Raw genomic sequence first — 17,206 nt, 5'->3', positions numbered from 1 at the left:
CTGTTCGAGTTTTATGAGCTCGATTTAACCGATTGCGTCCCATCCTCATCAGCTTTAGGGGTTTTGAGTTCATTGAGGCTGAGTGTAGGTTGTGCTTCTAGCCCGGATAGTCCGCGCCAACATAAGTTCACGATATGTGCTGCTACGTCTTCTTTGGAAGGGGCATCGTCGTTGAGGCGTTCATCAAGCCACCATTGTGCTGTCATCGCAACCATGCCCACTAATGCTTGGCTATACAGTGGCGCATAGTCAGGGTTAAGACCAGAACGCTCAAAGGATTTGGCTAATAAGTAAGATGTTTGTGCAACTGCTTCATTCAGGAGGGTGGAGTATCGTCGTTCAGCGTGTAGCCCCATATCGCGCGCTAGGATCTGGAATCCATCTGTGTCAGTTTCCACGTAGCTCAATAATGCTAATGCTGCTTTTTCGATGCGTTCGCGTGAGCGCCCTTGGCTAAGCGACTCGGTGATAATTGTTTCTAGATGTAATAATTCACGGTCGACGATTACCGCGTAAAGGCCTTCTTTGCCACCAAAATGTTCATAGACAATTGGTTTGGATATGCCAGCACGAGCAGCGATTTCTTCTACGCTTGTGCCGTCGAAACCGCGTTCTGCAAAAAGTTCTCGCCCAATACCGATTAATTGCTCCCGACGTTGTTTGCCGGTCATTTTATGTGAACACATCATTTACCCCTCACGCTGCCACGGGCACCTTAAAACAAAAATACAGACCTTCTTACGTGTATATATGCTACACAAGTAAGAAAGTCTGCTTTCGGGCTTCCCTGCCAGGACTCGAACCTAGAATGACGGTACCAAAAACCGTAGTGTTGCCGATTACACCACAGGGAAAAATTGAAGATGCGATTAGGTAGCTATAGTTACGTGCTAACTAAAGTTCTTCAACAGGTCACTAGCATACAACACAGACTCGTACTTTGCGAAAATACCTGTAAAGACCACAAAAATACGGAAAATTTTTTGTTCAATCCACTTACTCACGCTATCTTTTAATAATGGTAACTACTGCAGGAATTGAAGCACACGACGCTACTGCCCCACGGTCACACACAGTAAAAATGTGGTCACTTGTGGGCATTATTATTGGTTCCTGCATTGGTGCAGGTATTTTCTCGCTCCCACAGAACATCGCTTCTGTCGCCGCACCAGGAGCAATGCTCATTGGTTGGTTTATTGCCGGTATTGGAATGCTCTCTGTTGCTTTCGTATTCCACATTCTTGCTTATCGTAAACCGCACCTTGATTCTGGGGTTTATTCCTATGTGCGTGCCGGTCTTGGTGATTTTATTGGTTTTGTCTCTGGTTGGGGTTATTGGCTAGGCAGCGTTATCGCACAGGTTGGTTACGCCACCCTATTCTTTTCCACAATTGGGCATTACATTCCTTTGTTTGACGAGGATCATCTTTTCTCCCAAGCAATTGCAGTGTCTATCCTCACCTGGGTTATTTTCTTCGGCCTTACTCGTGGCATTAAACAGGCTGCCATGATGAATGCCATCACAACTATTGCAAAACTTCTCCCTATTTTCTGCTTCATCATCTTCGTTGCATTCTTGGGTTTTTCCTGGGACACCTTCACCCTGGATTTCTGGGGTAAGGCTTCTGGCACCGATGTATTCCACCAAGTCAAAGGAATTATGCTTTTTACAGTGTGGGTGTTTATCGGTGTGGAAGGCGCTAGCGTTTATTCCAAACAAGCTCGTACTCGCGCTGACGTCGGTAAAGCCACTTTCATTGGGTTCTTTACGGTATTGGTGTTACTGGTCAGCATTGCTACTTTGTCTTTTGGGGTACTTTCTCAGCAGCAGCTAGCTGCACTACCAGATAATTCCATGGCAGCAGTGCTAGAGGCAGTAATTGGTCCGTGGGGTGGCGCACTTATTTCTTTGGGACTGTGTCTGAGCGTGCTAGGTGCTTATGTGTCTTGGCAAATGTTATGTGCTGAGCCAATCGTACTCATGGCTCACGACGGGCTTCTGCCACGTAAATTAGGTAAAACTAATCCTAATGGTTCGCCGTGGGTAGCCCAGTTGATTTCTACTATCACCATTCAGATCTGGGTGATTGTTTTCTTCTGCAATGAGACTACCTATATTTCTATGGTGCAACTTGCTACCATCATGTACCTGTTGCCTTACATTTTCTCTGCGCTCTATCTCATTTTGCTTGCAGTACGAGGTAAAGGTTTTACACACCCTCACGCTGGTACCCGTTTTGATGATTCGGGTCCGCGTATGACCGCTCAGGATAATAAGCGTCATCTGCTCATTGGCACTATTGCTTTTGCCTATTCTTTATGGCTCATTTATGCAGCTGATCCCAAGTATGTTCTTTTTGGTGCAGTTGCAGTATTACCTGGTCTTATCCCTTATGTGTGGACGAGGATTTATCGAAAAGAACAGATTTTTAATCTCTTCGAATGGATCATCGTCGCAATTATCATCATTGCTGGTCTGATTGCTGTGATCGGCTTATACACTGGTTCTCTCTATCTTTAGCAGAAGCCGTACGCAGACTATTGCAGACTATACGGTACTGCTTGAGCGTCGATAAGCACGAAGAATGGATTTGAGATTACACTGGTGCCACGTAGTCTAATCACAATATAGGAGTTTTATACTCGTGAGTAATTCGCCTTGTGCTGTTATCGTACTTGCTGCCGGTGCCGGCACCCGTATGAAGTCAAAAACACAAAAAACACTGCATAGCATTGGTGGTCGTAGCTTATTAGCACATTCATTGTATGCGGCGGCGGGGATACACCCTGAGCGCATTATTACAGTTATTGGGCATCGTCGAGAGCAAGTGGCACCCGCGATCGACGATATCTCCACTGAGCTAGACATCCATATTCATACTGCCATTCAGGAACAACAACACGGCACTGGTCATGCAGTGCAATGCGCAATGGAACTCTTAGCTGACTTCCACGGCACCGTCATGGTAACTAACGCAGATGTTCCGCTACTACGTTCTGAAACACTCCAGGATTGCCTGACCCATCACACCACTACGCACAGCGCAGTAACCGTGATGAGTATGCACGTTGAGGATCCCACTGGCTATGGCAGAATTATTCGCACCGACGACGGCACTGTGAGCGCTATCGTGGAACAAAAAGACGCCGATGAAGCCACCCGCGCCATTAAAGAAGTCAACTCTGGTGTTTTCGCTTTCGACGCTGATGTATTGCGAGAAAATCTACAACACCTCACCACTGATAATGCTCAAGGCGAGTTGTACCTCACAGATGTTCTTTCTATTGCACGCCAACAACACAAAACTGTGAGCGCATTCTGTGCACCTGACCATAAAGAACTCGCTGGTGTTAATGATCGGCTACAGCTTGCGCATGCAGCAAAGGAATTGAATCGCCGTACCCTCGCTGCTGTAATGCGTGGCGGAGCAACTATTGTCGATCCAGAATCGACGTGGATTGATGTAACGGCAACAATTGGTAGCGATGTCACTATTTATCCTGGCACCCAAATACTTGGCAATAGTGTGATTGGTGATGAGGCTGAAATCGGTCCAGATACTACATTGCACAACATGACTGTAGAGACTGGTGCGCAGGTTATCCGCACTCATGGTCTAGATTCACACATCGGTGCCCATGCACAGGTAGGTCCTTTTACCTATATTCGACCAGGCACTACCCTTGGGGAACGTGGAAAACTTGGCGGATTCGTCGAAGCGAAGAATGCTTGCATTGGGGCTGGATCTAAAGTACCGCATCTGACCTATATCGGTGATGCGACTGTGGGTGAAGAATCAAACATTGGTGCCTCTAGTGTCTTTGTCAATTACGACGGCGTCAATAAGCACCACACTGTTATTGGCAATCACGTACGTACTGGTTCAGACACCATGTTTATCGCCCCAGTAACAGTTGGTGATGGGGCTTATTCTGGCGCTGGAACTGTTATCCGTGACGATGTCCCACCTGGAGCACTAGCAGTATCTGGTGGTAAACAGCGCAATATCGAAAATTGGGTCATGCGCAAACGCCCTGATACCCCTGCAGCTCGTGCCGCTGAAGATGCTCAGGAAAAAGGAATTTTCACTGAAGTAGGTGACGAGAAACAGTAAAACACCTTGCACTAAATGCGTTATGGTTTTTCTCTCTTAGCGCAGGCAGTATAAGGTTAGAAATAGTTGTGCTTGAAACTCACACAATGTATCCCACTGGAATCTACGAATCTGGCGTGGGTTCCACATTAGGAAAGGTATCTTTCGCACATGACCAGCAATAACTGGACTGAGAACCACAAGAATCTCATGCTGTTCTCTGGTAGAGCACATCCTGAGCTTGGCGAGGCAGTGGCTCGTGAGCTTGGGGTTGCTTTGACCCCGACCACCGCGCGGGATTTTGCTAATGGTGAGATTTTCGTTCGTTTTGAGGAATCTGTCCGTGGCTCTGACGCCTTTGTGTTGCAGTCACACACCCAGCCCTTGAATAAATGGCTCATGGAACAGCTCATCATGATTGACGCGCTCAAACGTGGCTCCGCTAAGCGCATTACCGCAATTTTGCCGTTTTATCCTTATGCGCGCCAAGATAAAAAGCACCGTGGTCGTGAGCCTATCTCTGCTCGACTCGTTGCTGATTTGCTCCGCACTGCTGGAGCTGATCGTATTGTGGCAGTGGATCTCCACACTGATCAGATTCAGGGATTCTTCGATGGTCCTGTTGATCATATGCACGCTATGCCTATTCTGACTGATTACATCAAGCAGAAGTATTCCCTCGATAATATCGTTGTGGTTTCCCCTGACGCAGGACGCGTAAAAGTTGCTGAGAAATGGGCAAATACCCTTGGGGATGCGCCTATGGCTTTTGTGCATAAGACTCGTTCTACCGATGTTGCTAATCAAGTTGTTGCGAACCGCGTTGTTGGTGATGTTTCTGGCAAGACAGCAGTGCTCATCGACGACATGATTGACACAGGCGGAACTATTGCTGGCGCTGTAGGGGTACTGCGCGATGCCGGTGCAGAAGACGTTATCATTGCTTGTACTCATGGTGTTTTCTCCGACCCTGCTAAACAACGTCTTTCTCAATGTGGTGCTAAGGAAGTAATCACCACGGATACTTTGCCACAATCAACCGAGGGTTGGGATAATCTCACAGTATTGTCCATCGCACCACTACTAGCTAAGACTATCCATGAGATTTTTGAGAATGGTTCTGTAACTAATCTTTTTGAGGGTCAGGCATAACAGTTTTCTTCCCCATAGCCCAGTAGTGCGAAAACGGCATAAAGATTCATCATCTTTATGCCGTTTAATTGTTATCGGATGTTAAGCGCTTGCTATGTAGCAGAAGGCAGTTCTCGCGCTACCACTTTTCCAGTAGCATTGCGTGGCAGTTCTGCCAGCCAATGCACATCACGAGGAACAGAGTGTTCTGCAAGGTTTTGTCGTACCCACTCCTGCACAGAGTTTTCCGTCAATGCTAATCCAGCTGGTGATTCTTCCCGAACCACATAAGCTGCAATTCTTTGGAATGTTTTATCGTCTTCTACGCCTTTGCAGTAGACGTCGGAGATGCCTGGCATACTGGTCAGACAATCAATAACAGACATTGGATACACATTTTCGCCACCGACGATGATCATATCGTTATTGCGACCAAGCACTTGTAAGCGGCCACCTTCATCGCGGTATCCTAAATCGCCAAGATCGACAAGTCCGTGGCGGTAGGTGATTTTATCGCGTTTATTAGCGTATCCCACTAATGTCATGGCATTGCGCGCGTGGATGATGCCAATTTCGCCGTCTTTTACTTCATTGCCTGCTTCATCCAGGATCTTGGTAATCGTGCCATGCGGAGTATGTCCAGCACATAGTGGATTAGCAACAAGATCTTCTGGTTTAGCCACAGACACTGCAGTAACCTCAGTGGAACCATAGATATTAGATAGGATCGGGCCAAAAAGATCGTGAATCTTTTCCACTAGATTTACGGTGAGCGCATTTCCAGCATTAGTTAAAAATTGCACAGAAGAAACATCATATTTCTGTACATCAGGCAATTCGACCATAGCCTTCATGAACACTGCAGAGGTAAGCACACCTTGTACCTTGTGTTTTTCAATGGTGCGCATGACTACTTCGGGCTCAAAAACACGCTGAGTAATAATAGTTGCGCGGGTGGCCAGGCATAGGTTAATACAAGCCCATCCCCACACATGGAACATTGATGCGGTCATTTGCATACGCATTCGTGGTTTCCACGGTCCACTGCTCAAAATACTAGAAACTAATGCCACTGGGAATCGTGGTTCATGCAGTACAACGCCTTTAGGAGTGCCGGAAGTACCGGAAGACATAAGCACAATACGCCCCTGGCGTGGACGTAATGGGAACTTCACTGCCTTTTCGTTTGGTGCGTCGTCGATAAGCTCGGAGATATGTGCCCAATCTCTATGTGGGAGTCGTTTGCCGTCTTGGGTCCAAGTAAGGACCACTTCAATGTCGTCAAAATCCTCTGGTAGGCGCGACTCGAACTCCTCGTCGATAAAGAGCATATCGATCTTGTGCTCTTTAAGGCTGTCGAGGAGCTGTTTTGGTGAGGAGCCAACATTGAATAGATACGTGTTATAACCGATGAGTCCTTTGGGGACCAGAGTATATAAGAAACCGCGACTATTGCGCGCCATAAGGGCGATGCGGGAGTTCTTATCAATTCCTTTGCAATAGAGTGTGCGTGCTATGGCACGTACGTCTTCGCGCAATTGGCTGTAGGTTAGTTCTCCGTCATCGTCAATGAGTGCGATGCGATTGCCGCTAGAAAAAGCAGAAGTTTCTAGCTGGCGTGCTGAGGTAAAGCCCCAGCGACAGAAATCAAGAACGAGTTTTCCTAATGCTTGAGGACCATCTTGTGCACCTAAAACACCGGATGACCATAAAACTGGTATGGCTTTGGCAATGTCAACTAAGTCTCGTGGCACAGTTGCAATGCGTTTTACCACGTTTAATGGATTCAATCTTGTTCCTTTCCCCTTGCTTATTCTGCACTATGGGTATGTGTTACTTCTTAAGTTACACCAAGATAACAATTTTAACAGAAATAACATTATTCACTATATTAACTTTTGCAAACATAAATGAATAATTTTAATGACATAACATTAAGAAAAATACTATAAAATACTTTCTTCAACAAAAATAGCTTAAATCATGTGAATAATACCCCGATGACCACGCACCACTAGCACAGAAAAGAAAACGCAGTGACACCCAAACCAACACCACACAAAAATCTCACCACCCTGCGCCATATCCTCAGCGATCTACGCAACGAGGATAATGCCCTCACCATGCGCACCTATATGCGGGAACAATTTGCATTTTTCGGCATCAAAACGCCACAACGCAGAGCAGCAACAAAAAACTTCCTCACAGAACTTACCCAAACAGTGCACCAGGCCGGCATAGACCGAAACTTTGTCGAACTATGTTTTGCCCAAGAAGAACGAGAGTTTAGCTATGTTGCCTGCGATTATCTAAGAAAAGCCCCACTGGGCACTAGCGACATTGACTGGCTAGCCGATATCGTCACCACCAAATCCTGGTGGGATAGCGTCGATGCGCTCGCTGGCATTATCGGAACATACGCCACAGCTAAGCAAATGCAACAGTGGGCACAAGAAGAAAATATCTGGCTACGTCGTGTAGCAATCATTCATCAACTAGGACGCAAAGAACACACAGACACCGCACTTCTTACTTTTTGCATTGAACAATCATTGGGCAACACCGAGTTCTTTATCAATAAAGCAATTGGTTGGGCACTGCGCGATTATGCCAAACATAACCCTGATTGGGTACGCAATTTCCTTGACACTTATCAGGAAGAACTTGCCACGCTATCACTGCGCGAGGCAAGCAAATACCTGTGAATATCTCTAGCAGGTACTATTTTGAGTTTTAGAACTAAGAATGCTATATTTACACAGTCTCGGCGAGGGCTGAATTATTTTAGCCGTTATCGACGCGATTGTATTTTCCTTTGCAATACCTGCGAAGACTCAGCCAAGACAGATGTCTAGATAGTCTCATTCGTAGGTTTTTCTTGTTTCTCGGCTTATAGCATCGAGCACAATCCTTATGAGACTCTTGAAACTTATAGTCATAGAAGTTTATAGGAGTTAAAAATGGCTCAGTACCCTACTATCAGCGCTAAAGCGCGTAATGAATTTGGTAAAGGCGCTTCCCGACGCCTCCGCCGCGCAGGTTTCGTACCAGGTGTTATCTACGGATCAGAGGTAGAGCAACCTGTTCACTTCGCAGTCGACATTCTCGAGCTTCACGCTTTGCTTCGTGCTCAGGGCGTTAATGCTGTTCTTGAGCTCGACGTCGAAGGTGAAAAATACCTCACCATGGTCAAGAGCGTGGATCAAAACGTATTGACCTTCAACGTTGATCACGTCGATTTGCTTACCATTAAGCGTGGCGAAAAAGTTGAGGTTGAAGTTCCAGTTGTTATCGAGGGTGAAGTTGCCGCAGGCGCAATGCTTGTTCAAGATGCTGACGTTATCCTCGTTGAAGCTGACGTACTCTCTATCCCAGATGAGATTACCTTCTCTGTTGAAGGCATGGACGTAGACAGCAAGGTAACTGCTGCCGACCTCACCATGCCAGCAAACACTACTCTTGTTGCAGATCCTGAGACTCTTATCGCGTCCATCAACCACGAAGAGGTCGCTGAGGAACCTGCCGACGAAGATGCTGAAGCAGAAGGCGCAGAAGCAGAAGAAGCCGGCGAAGAACCAGGCGAAGAGTAAAATTTTCCTTTTGCGTTTACGCTTGCGCAACGCTTACCTCCCCGCACAATTCAGGAAGACTGTGCAGGGAGGTTTTGTTTTCTTAATAGGTTAATGGGACAGTCTCTAGCAATGATGGACAATGATGGACATAGAAAGCAATACCAATTAGACTATAGTTATTATCGTTCTAGATAGGCGCCCCATGACAAGTCACGCACATAATTTTTACCGCACCGCAATCGGACTTGCCCTCAACGCTTTTGCGAGCCGCAGCATAAGCACCGGTGTGCTACTTGTGCTTTTAATAGAAACAAGTTTCGCACAAGCAGTCCTTAACACTGCTCTCATAGCGATCATTACATTATGTGTTGCACCACTTGGCGGCTTGCTGAGCGACAGATTCAACGCTCGATTATGTTTCTTAGGCATCTCAATCTGTGACGCGCTGATATGCGTAGCTTATGCCCTTTGTCTTGGGAATCAGACTCCACTCACGACGGTTCTTCATATACTAGCCGTCGCTACGGGTGCGCTAGGGGCATTCGCCTCCCCTAATCAACAAGTTGTTCTTGCCCATATCACCGATTCCGCAGGCAGGGCACAAAAAATTGCTCGAACAAGACTCTTGATTAACATTGCTCGGGCAATCGCACCCGGTTGCGCAAGTCTCATTCTCACGGCTTTATCAACCCAATTTTTCTTTTATATTTTTAGCGCACTTTACTGCTGCTCAGGCATACTCGTATGCCTTGTTTCCCGCAATGAACTACAAAGGCCTACGCAAAACGCAAAGGAGAACAAAAGCACTTTTCGCGCGTCGATAGCGTATCTTCGCTATGCAACATGGTTTGTTATTCTTGCAATCACCTCCGCTGTCCAAGCTGGTGCATGGCTTGCAGGTTTTCGATTAGCCACAGCGGACTACTTCCTCAGCGCTTTTCACTCACCACAATTATGGGGATACATACTCTCTACTTTTAATGTGGGGCTACTCCTGGGAAGTGTACTGGCACAATATCTCAAGCTAAAAAATGATATTTTCTGGGCTCTCGTTTTTCCTGGATTATTAGCACTACCACTCACTCTTTTTTATGGCACACACGCCCTACCACTATTTTTTATCAGTGCTTTTCTTGCCGGCATCCTTTTTGATTTCACAATTATCTATGGGCAAAGCGCAATCATCGACGGCATACCACGCCCAATTCTTGGCACTGTTTCTTCTTTTTCTTCCTTCTGCGAACAAGCCGGAATCGCCAGCGCATACCTTGCATTATTTATTTTTAGTGAACATAGCTCACATACTTTCATCCTTTATTGCATAGTGTGCACCGTTACCGCAACGATCTGTGCGCTGATCATCACCCGAATTCAGTTCACACGCAAGGCTAAAACTCATGCTGCACATATACCACACCCCTGGGTCGCACGTTCTTGGGCTCAGACTTATTCCAATACTTATGACTAGCTTTTGCATCTGAGAGCGTCCTTGGCACAATAAGTGATATGAATGCTCCTGCCTCATCTTCTCCTTTCCTTATCCTAGGTCTTGGTAATCCTGGGGAAAAATACGCACGAACCAGGCATAATACTGGGATAATGCTTCTCGAGGAGCTCCTCGAGCGCACCACACCAACAGCGCAATTATCCTTGCATAAGCGCTCGAATACCCTTATTGCGCAAACTAGCTTGAGTGGTCAGCGCGTTATTCTTGCCAAAACTCGTAGCGCCATGAACCTCTCTGGCACCCCGCTACACAACCTTGCTGCATTCTTTAGTATTCCCCCTGAACACATTATTGTGCTTTTCGACGACCTAGAGCTGGATTTTGCCCAGCACAGGATACGGCTGGGCGGTGGCGATCATGGCCACAATGGTTTGCGCTCTATTAGTAAAGCACTCAGCACTAAGGACTATGTGCGAGTCGGTCTTGGCATTGGTAGACCACCAGGGCGCATGGAAGTGTCACGCTTTGTGCTGCAAAACTTTAGCAAACAAGAAACAGCACAGTTACCTATTCTGTGTGCTGATGCTGCGGATAGCGTCGAAAGTTATCTCAGGAACACCTAGGCCGACTTAGCGCAAGCGTGCTTCTAAGAGCATGCTTTGCAGTGCTGCATCATCAAGGGTCAGGGCATTATTCTTCTGCAAATAGCGCAACACTGCTGGGCAGGTACTACACCGTGGACATGAGCGGCAGCATTTCTTTTTTAATGCTGGTGCACCACTCAACAAAGTACGTACTTTGAGCAGCTCACTGTGCTTTTTATTCTTCTTATGTTTTTTCTTTTTATGCCCACTTTTGTATAGGTCTTTATAAGGATTGTACGCTTTACGCTTTGTGTTAACCCTATGACCCATGACCCCGATCTTAGCTTACCCTAGGCTAAAAAGATAACTGCGCTAATCCCTGGCTTAATTCTGCGGCGATCCCTGCTGCATCTTGCGCAGCCAATGAATGCACGTCCTCGCCGACAAGGCAATAGGAAAAATCACGGTGTGAACGCAAAGGCTTGAGCATAACAGAAAGATAAGGATAACTCGGTGGCAACTGCAGCTGACTACGACTAAAAGTAGTAGCCAACCCCCTGGCATAGCGACCAGAAAAAGCTCTGCTGAGTATGGTTTCCCCACCTTTTTCCAGCAGTGCTCGGTTGTGGGCACTCGTTCCAGCCTCGGTAGCAAGGAGAAATACGGAACCACACGATACTGCCTGCACCGCGTTAAAAGCGCATAGCCGAGCAACATCGCAAGCATTGCGCACCCCACCTGCGGCAATCAGTGGGATTGTCGCATTGGTTATCTCCGCTACTGCCGGGAGCAATTCAGCCACAGGCATAAAAGCTGGTTCTGCTGTCATCGACCACGTTAATTGATGCCCACCTGCTTCTTTGCCTTGCACAATAAGAGCGTCAGCACCATTTTCTTGCGCTTGGCGTGCTTCTTGCGGGCTAGTCACTGATACCCAAGCATAAATACCTACCTCATGAAGCTGTGCAATTTCGCTCGGTGTGAAACTACCAAAGCTACTAGAGACAATACGAGGACCATAACCCTGGGCGCGTGCATCAAGCACTGCGGCGAACTTATCGTCAAATTCATTGGAATAGTCAAGAGCACGCGGCGTGGGTACTACATACTCAGTATCGTCTGTGCGAGTGCTATGTGCATGGGCATAAGCGTCGGCAAGCACAGGAGCAAGAGCTGCAATAGTATGTGCACTGACCTCTTGTTCTTGGCGGCAGAAGAAATTGACCCCATAATGCCCTGGGGTTCCTTGGCTTAGCTCACGCAATTGTTGCATATTAGCTACCAGCTGCGCAACACTGATATTTCCTGAAGCAAGAAAGCCGAGTGCGCCTGCTTGGGTAACGCTATGTACTAAATGTGGAGTGGACGGACCACCTGCCATTGGTGCAGCAATAATGCGTGCCGTCTCATTGCCACCTACTTGCTCTAAAAACGATGCAGCTGTTGTATGCACTATCAATCACCCTCAGCAAACCCTTTAATAAAAAATATGCGATTATGGAATGATGTTTTCTCGCCAATCCTTAACACAATTTTTACAGAAACTATTTCGCCCTGCCACCACGGATGCTAAGCAGCACCGACCTGAGTGGTTAGTGATTGGCTTGGGTAACCCTGGTGAAGAATATGAGACAACCAGGCATAATATGGGCTACCTGTGCGTCGATAAGCTCTTGGAAAAAGAGGGACTTGGGCTAGAAAAGCACAAGAATGCGCCAGCGTGGACAGCGCAACTCATGGTAGCCGACACTCCCGTGCTGCTCGTTCGTTCTACAACATATATGAATGACTCTGGTAAAGCAGTGGCAGCGCTGGCTCATCACTATGATATTGCGGCTGACCATATCATTGCGGTCCATGATGAACTGGATATAGCCACAGGTGTGGTACGTATTAAAAAAGGTGGCGGTGAAAATGGGCATAATGGCTTAAAATCTATTTCGCAGCTGCTAGGCACCCGCGACTATGTGCGGATAAAAATGGGCATTGGCAGACCAGAGCGCGGCACAAGCGTAGTTGATTATGTACTAGAGGAATATCACGACAATAAACAAGTAGAACAAATGGCAACTTTGGCAGCTCGTGGGGTGCGTGCAGTAATTAGCGAGGGTATCGCACAAGCACAAAATGATATTCACTCCCAGTAAAAGCTAGCGGAAAAGACGAAGATATAGAACCAAAAAGCAGCGTTGAGCTGTTGTTGAGGATTGATTCGCCACAGTGGTAAGACACGAGCTATCCTTGTTCTTTATGAGTTCAGACACTTTAGCGCAAGCGAAACGCCGCCGTACCTTTGCTGTTATTGCCCACCCCGATGCTGGTAAATCCACTCTGACCGAGGCATTAGCACTGCACGCACACGTTATCGCCGAGGCAGGTGCCGTGCATGGTAAAGCTGGGCGCAAAGCCACTGTGTCTGACTGGATGGATATGGAAAAAGACCGTGGTATTTCCATTGCCTCCTCGGCTCTGCAGTTTGAGTATGCTCCTGCAGATCATCAGGGCGAACCATTCATGATTAATTTGGTGGATACCCCTGGTCACGCTGATTTTTCCGAGGATACCTACCGCGTCCTTACCGCTGTCGATGCTGCAGTTATGCTTATCGACGCAGCGAAAGGCCTAGAACCCCAAACCTTAAAGCTCTTTAAGGTGTGTAAAGCCCGTGGACTACCCATTATCACGGTGATCAATAAATGGGATCGACCAGGTAGGAGCCCGCTGGAGCTGGTTGACGAGATTGTACAAGAGATTGATCTTCAACCTACTCCCCTTTATTGGCCAGTAGGCGAGGCTGGTGATTTTCGTGGTCTTGCGCGTATCGACGCAGATGGTCAGGCGCAACAGTATATTCATTTCTTGCGTACTGCTGGTGGTTCTACTATTGCCCCTGAAGAACACTATGCACCGCAACAGGCACAAGAAAAAGAACAAGAAGTGTGGGATAGTGCGGTAGAAGAAGTAGAATTACTCGCTGCCGACGGCGCCCTGCATAATCAAGAACTGTTCTTAGAATGCACTACTTCCCCACTTATCTTCGCCTCAGCAATGCTGAACTTTGGTGTGCACCAAATTTTAGATACTCTGTGTGCACTTGCCCCTGAGCCGGCCGCAAGAACTAGTGATGAGAAGGCCATTGCTGCTGCCACAAGTGCTATCGACGAACGCCGCAACATTGACGACGAGTTCTCTGGTGTGATCTTCAAGGTACAAGCTGGAATGGATAAGAATCACCGAGACTCCCTTGCATTCATGCGTGTGGTATCTGGCGAATTTGACCGTGGTATGCAAGTAACTCATGCCCAATCTGGGCGTAGTTTCTCCACTAAATACGCACTGACTGTATTTGGTCGCACCCGCTCTACTGTGGAAACAGCGTTTCCTGGCGATATTGTTGGTCTGGTCAATGCTGGATCCCTTGCCCCAGGCGACACTATCTATGCAGGTAGAAAAGTACAATATCCACCTATGCCTCAGTTCGCACCAGAGCATTTCCGCACGCTGCGGGCTAAGAGCTTAGGAAAATATAAGCAATTCCGCAAGGCTCTTGATCAATTAGCCGCTGAAGGCGTGGTTCAGATTTTGCGCAATGATGCTCGTGGTGACGCGGCACCTGTTATGGCTGCGGTGGGTCCGATGCAGTTCGAGGTTATGCAAGCGCGAATGGAAAATGAATATAACGTAGAAACCGTAGCAGATCCCATTCCTTATTCCGTTGCTAGAAGAACTACTGCTGCCACAGCTACAGAATTAGCAAAACAACGAGGTGTAGAAGTTTTCACTCGTACCGACGGTGAGTTAGTCGCGTTATTTGGCGATAAGTGGAAACTTTCCTTTATCGAAAAAGAGCATCCAGAGTTTGAGCTTTTCCCTATGGTCGCCGACTAAAGTAAACACACTCAAGGTCACATATGACACTCGCCTAAAGGTGTGCCACACCCATAAGGATTAGTACCAGCGCTACACAATACCCTGCCCAGGCACCTGCTTGCCGACGATTCTGATCTAGCCAGGTTAATGCTCCTTTAGCAGGCGTTTGGGGGGAGCGTCGTAGAGCTGTAGCTAGTGCTGCTACGACTATGGGCAAGGATAGGGCGAGAGTGGCATAAAAAAACATCCCAACGTAGCGAATTGTGGTAGAAAACTCCCCCACGCTTAATACTGCGATACCAGCAAAAAATGGGATGGACGTTAACGACTGAACTAGCCCTAGTACTAATCCTAGGGCAAAGGTTTTTACTGTTGGTTTTTCTAGAGGCGGCATGAGTTTGGCAATAAGCTGGGAATTATCGCCACCACGCCAGGTCATAATCGCGCTGAGAACCCCCACCCCAATCAGGATAATGCCAAAAACTGGTGAGGAAATAACTGCTTTTACGCCTGATTCCAAACCATCAAAAACATACATAGTCATCAGGGATAACAAGAATACTCCCAGCCAATCCCCTGCGATCAGCAGCGACACTATGCGCCCAAAAGGCTTATCTGAAGGCACAATGACTGCGACGATAATTATTAAGCCGATAAGCAGCACATTAAGCGAGTCCGCTAATGCAAAACTCACTGCATGCCACATATCTGCCACCTGATCTTTCTTGTGTTCTTTACCAAAAGGGATGAGAGTGAGAGGTTTAGGGTTTCTCATCTGCCACACCACTATAGCAGGCAGGAATCGTGTTCCTCACTGGTAGAAAAACTCATCAATAACTGCAGGGAGGGTGGGTATAAGAAAGTTATTCTTTTCACCCTGAAGATACCCCCAATTTCCCCATTTTTACACGTCATTCAGTTAGACTATCGGGTGTAGTTATCATACGTGGTGACTTAAGCATCCGTAGCATATACGCACTATACGCATAGTGTGTGCTACTGAACTACCTATGTCACCATTATTTTGGCCCCATGAATGAAGGGAATAATGAGTAACGCCATGCCACAGCATTGGAATGAAAAAATCGAATCAGCGCAACATATGCTTGCACTTATTGGAAAGCTGCACCGCAATAACAATGTAGTCACTTCCATTTTCGGTCGTTTGCTTATCGACGTCACCGACATTGACATCGTCAAAGCTCATCGCTATTCTCGTCTGGCTACTCCTACTGAACTCACCCCAGCAGATACTTTGCCTATCTTGGAAGCAATCAGCAAACTTGATTTAGGCACTGCCTCCATTGACCTTGGTCGACTAGCAGTGAAATATCAAGAAACTGGTGGAGAGCTTGACCAATTCCTGCAAGCAGAGTTAGCACCAGCAATCGGCACTGCTCATGCTATGCCATCTCAAGACGTTGTACTTTATGGTTTTGGTCGTATTGGCCGCCTCTTGGCGCGTATTCTTATTGCCCGTGAGGCTGCCTATGGTGGTGTTCGCCTGCGAGCTATCGTCGTACGCAAAAATGGAGAACAAGACCTTATCAAGCGTGCATCACTATTGCGCCGTGATAGTGTTCATGGCGCGTTCAATGGCACGATTACCGTGGATGAGGAAAATGACATCATCTGGGCAAATGGGGCACAGATTCAGGTCATTTACTCCAATGATCCAGCCAGCGTGGATTACACTGCCTATGGTATCAACGACGCCATCGTCGTAGATAACACAGGTAGATGGCGTGACCGTGCCGGACTAAGCCAGCACCTGCACAGCAAAGGTGTTAAGCGTGTTGTGCTTACCGCACCTGGTAAAGGCGATCTTAAAAATATCGTCTACGGAATCAACCATGATGACTATGCTGATGATGATATTGTCACTGCAGCGTCATGCACCACCAATGGTATTACTCCGGTGCTCAAGGTACTCAATGATCACTATGGTGTCGTTCATGGTCACGTAGAAACCGTCCATTCCTTTACCAATGACCAAAATCTCATTGATAATTTCCACAAAGGCTCACGTCGTGGTCGAGCCGCTGGACTGAACATGGTGCTCACCGAAACAGGTGCAGCAAAAGCAGTGGCAAAAGCACTACCTGAATTAGAAGGAAAGCTCACGGGTAACGCCATTCGTGTTCCAACCCCTGATGTGTCTATGGCAGTGCTTAATCTTTCTTTAGAAAAAGAAGTCACTCGCGACGAAGTCAATAACCTCATGGATCAAGTGGCATTGCACTCTAATTTGCGTCAGCAGATTGCCTACATCCAATCGCCCGAGGTAGTTTCTACTGATTTTGTTGGTTCTACCCATGCGGGAATCGTCGATGGGCTAGCTACTATTGCTAGTGGAAAACATCTTGTGCTCTACGTATGGTACGACAATGAGTTTGGCTACTCTAACCAAGTTATTCGCATTGTGGAGCATATTGCGGGCGCTCGTCCAATCGTGCTACCAGAACGCATTGATCAAAAAGATCTCTAATACCTGCATACCCCTCGTAT

At 47.2% G+C, this 17,206-nt stretch carries 14 protein-coding genes; 10 read left to right on the top strand and 4 right to left on the bottom strand.

From position 1 onward, the window contains the following. Positions 1–11: 11 nt before the first annotated feature. Positions 12–686, bottom strand: a complete 675-nt coding sequence (locus EML15_RS07035; RefSeq protein ID WP_144274950.1) for a TetR/AcrR family transcriptional regulator — start codon at positions 684–686, stop codon at positions 12–14. A gap of 332 nt (positions 687–1,018) precedes the next feature. On the opposite strand from EML15_RS07035, the gene EML15_RS07030 reads away from it, so the two are divergent. The 3 genes from EML15_RS07030 to EML15_RS07020 all read left to right on the top strand — a co-directional run bounded on the left by EML15_RS07030 (position 1,019) and on the right by EML15_RS07020 (position 5,246). Next, a complete protein-coding gene (locus EML15_RS07030; RefSeq protein WP_144274379.1) occupies positions 1,019–2,521 on the top strand; it encodes an amino acid permease in 1,503 nt (500 codons plus the stop codon). A gap of 118 nt (positions 2,522–2,639) precedes the next feature. Next, the gene (gene glmU / locus EML15_RS07025) at positions 2,640–4,115 is read left to right on the top strand and encodes a bifunctional UDP-N-acetylglucosamine diphosphorylase/glucosamine-1-phosphate N-acetyltransferase GlmU (protein WP_144274377.1); all 1,476 of its coding nucleotides are present in this window, start codon (positions 2,640–2,642) and stop codon (positions 4,113–4,115) included. Positions 4,116–4,265: 150 nt separating this feature from the next. Further along, complete coding sequence (locus EML15_RS07020) at positions 4,266–5,246, top strand: ribose-phosphate diphosphokinase (RefSeq protein WP_144274375.1); 981 nt, start codon at positions 4,266–4,268, stop codon at positions 5,244–5,246. 92 nt (positions 5,247–5,338) lie between these two features. Here EML15_RS07020 and EML15_RS07015 read toward each other — a convergent pair whose 3' ends face one another. Further along, positions 5,339–7,015, bottom strand: a complete 1,677-nt coding sequence (locus tag EML15_RS07015; RefSeq protein ID WP_144274373.1) for an AMP-binding protein — start codon at positions 7,013–7,015, stop codon at positions 5,339–5,341. Between the two features lie 246 nt (positions 7,016–7,261). Here EML15_RS07015 and EML15_RS07010 point away from each other — a divergent pair, with 246 nt between their 5' ends. The 4 genes from EML15_RS07010 (at position 7,262) to pth (EML15_RS06995) (ending at position 10,867) form a co-directional block, all read left to right on the top strand. Then, positions 7,262–7,930, top strand: a complete 669-nt coding sequence (locus EML15_RS07010; RefSeq protein ID WP_255455993.1) for a DNA alkylation repair protein — start codon at positions 7,262–7,264, stop codon at positions 7,928–7,930. A gap of 255 nt (positions 7,931–8,185) precedes the next feature. After that, on the top strand, positions 8,186–8,815 hold the full coding sequence (locus EML15_RS07005) for a 50S ribosomal protein L25/general stress protein Ctc (RefSeq protein WP_144274371.1): 630 nt from the start codon (positions 8,186–8,188) through the stop codon (positions 8,813–8,815). A gap of 184 nt (positions 8,816–8,999) precedes the next feature. Then, positions 9,000–10,265: an MFS transporter gene (locus EML15_RS07000; RefSeq protein WP_144274369.1), complete on the top strand. Its 1,266-nt coding sequence runs from the start codon at positions 9,000–9,002 to the stop codon at positions 10,263–10,265. A 38-nt stretch (positions 10,266–10,303) separates the two neighbouring features. Then, positions 10,304–10,867, top strand: coding sequence for an aminoacyl-tRNA hydrolase (gene pth, locus EML15_RS06995; RefSeq protein WP_144274367.1), 564 nt, complete (start codon positions 10,304–10,306; stop codon positions 10,865–10,867). Between the two features lie 316 nt (positions 10,868–11,183). Here pth (EML15_RS06995) and EML15_RS06990 read toward each other — a convergent pair whose 3' ends face one another. After that, positions 11,184–12,281: a nitronate monooxygenase gene (locus EML15_RS06990; RefSeq protein WP_255455992.1), complete on the bottom strand. Its 1,098-nt coding sequence runs from the start codon at positions 12,279–12,281 to the stop codon at positions 11,184–11,186. A gap of 49 nt (positions 12,282–12,330) precedes the next feature. Here EML15_RS06990 and pth (EML15_RS06985) point away from each other — a divergent pair, with 49 nt between their 5' ends. Together pth (EML15_RS06985) and EML15_RS06980 are read left to right on the top strand one after the other, a co-directional pair. Continuing rightward, the gene (gene pth / locus EML15_RS06985; RefSeq protein WP_246858193.1) at positions 12,331–12,975 is read left to right on the top strand and encodes an aminoacyl-tRNA hydrolase; all 645 of its coding nucleotides are present in this window, start codon (positions 12,331–12,333) and stop codon (positions 12,973–12,975) included. A 103-nt stretch (positions 12,976–13,078) separates the two neighbouring features. After that, the gene (locus EML15_RS06980) at positions 13,079–14,716 is read left to right on the top strand and encodes a peptide chain release factor 3 (RefSeq protein WP_144274363.1); all 1,638 of its coding nucleotides are present in this window, start codon (positions 13,079–13,081) and stop codon (positions 14,714–14,716) included. A 34-nt stretch (positions 14,717–14,750) separates the two neighbouring features. Here the strand turns inward: EML15_RS06980 and EML15_RS06975 are convergent, their stop codons facing one another. Then, entirely contained in the window at positions 14,751–15,473 is a 723-nt protein-coding gene (locus EML15_RS06975; RefSeq protein ID WP_349236855.1) for a hypothetical protein, read from the bottom strand. A 285-nt stretch (positions 15,474–15,758) separates the two neighbouring features. Here EML15_RS06975 and EML15_RS06970 point away from each other — a divergent pair, with 285 nt between their 5' ends. Continuing rightward, on the top strand, positions 15,759–17,186 hold the full coding sequence (locus tag EML15_RS06970) for a glyceraldehyde-3-phosphate dehydrogenase (RefSeq protein ID WP_144274940.1): 1,428 nt from the start codon (positions 15,759–15,761) through the stop codon (positions 17,184–17,186). Positions 17,187–17,206 lie beyond the last annotated feature (20 nt).

The organism is Corynebacterium sp. sy017, from assembly GCF_017918135.1.
Lineage (GTDB): Bacteria > Actinomycetota > Actinomycetes > Mycobacteriales > Mycobacteriaceae > Corynebacterium.
This window is presented reverse-complemented; position numbering and strand designations above follow the sequence as displayed.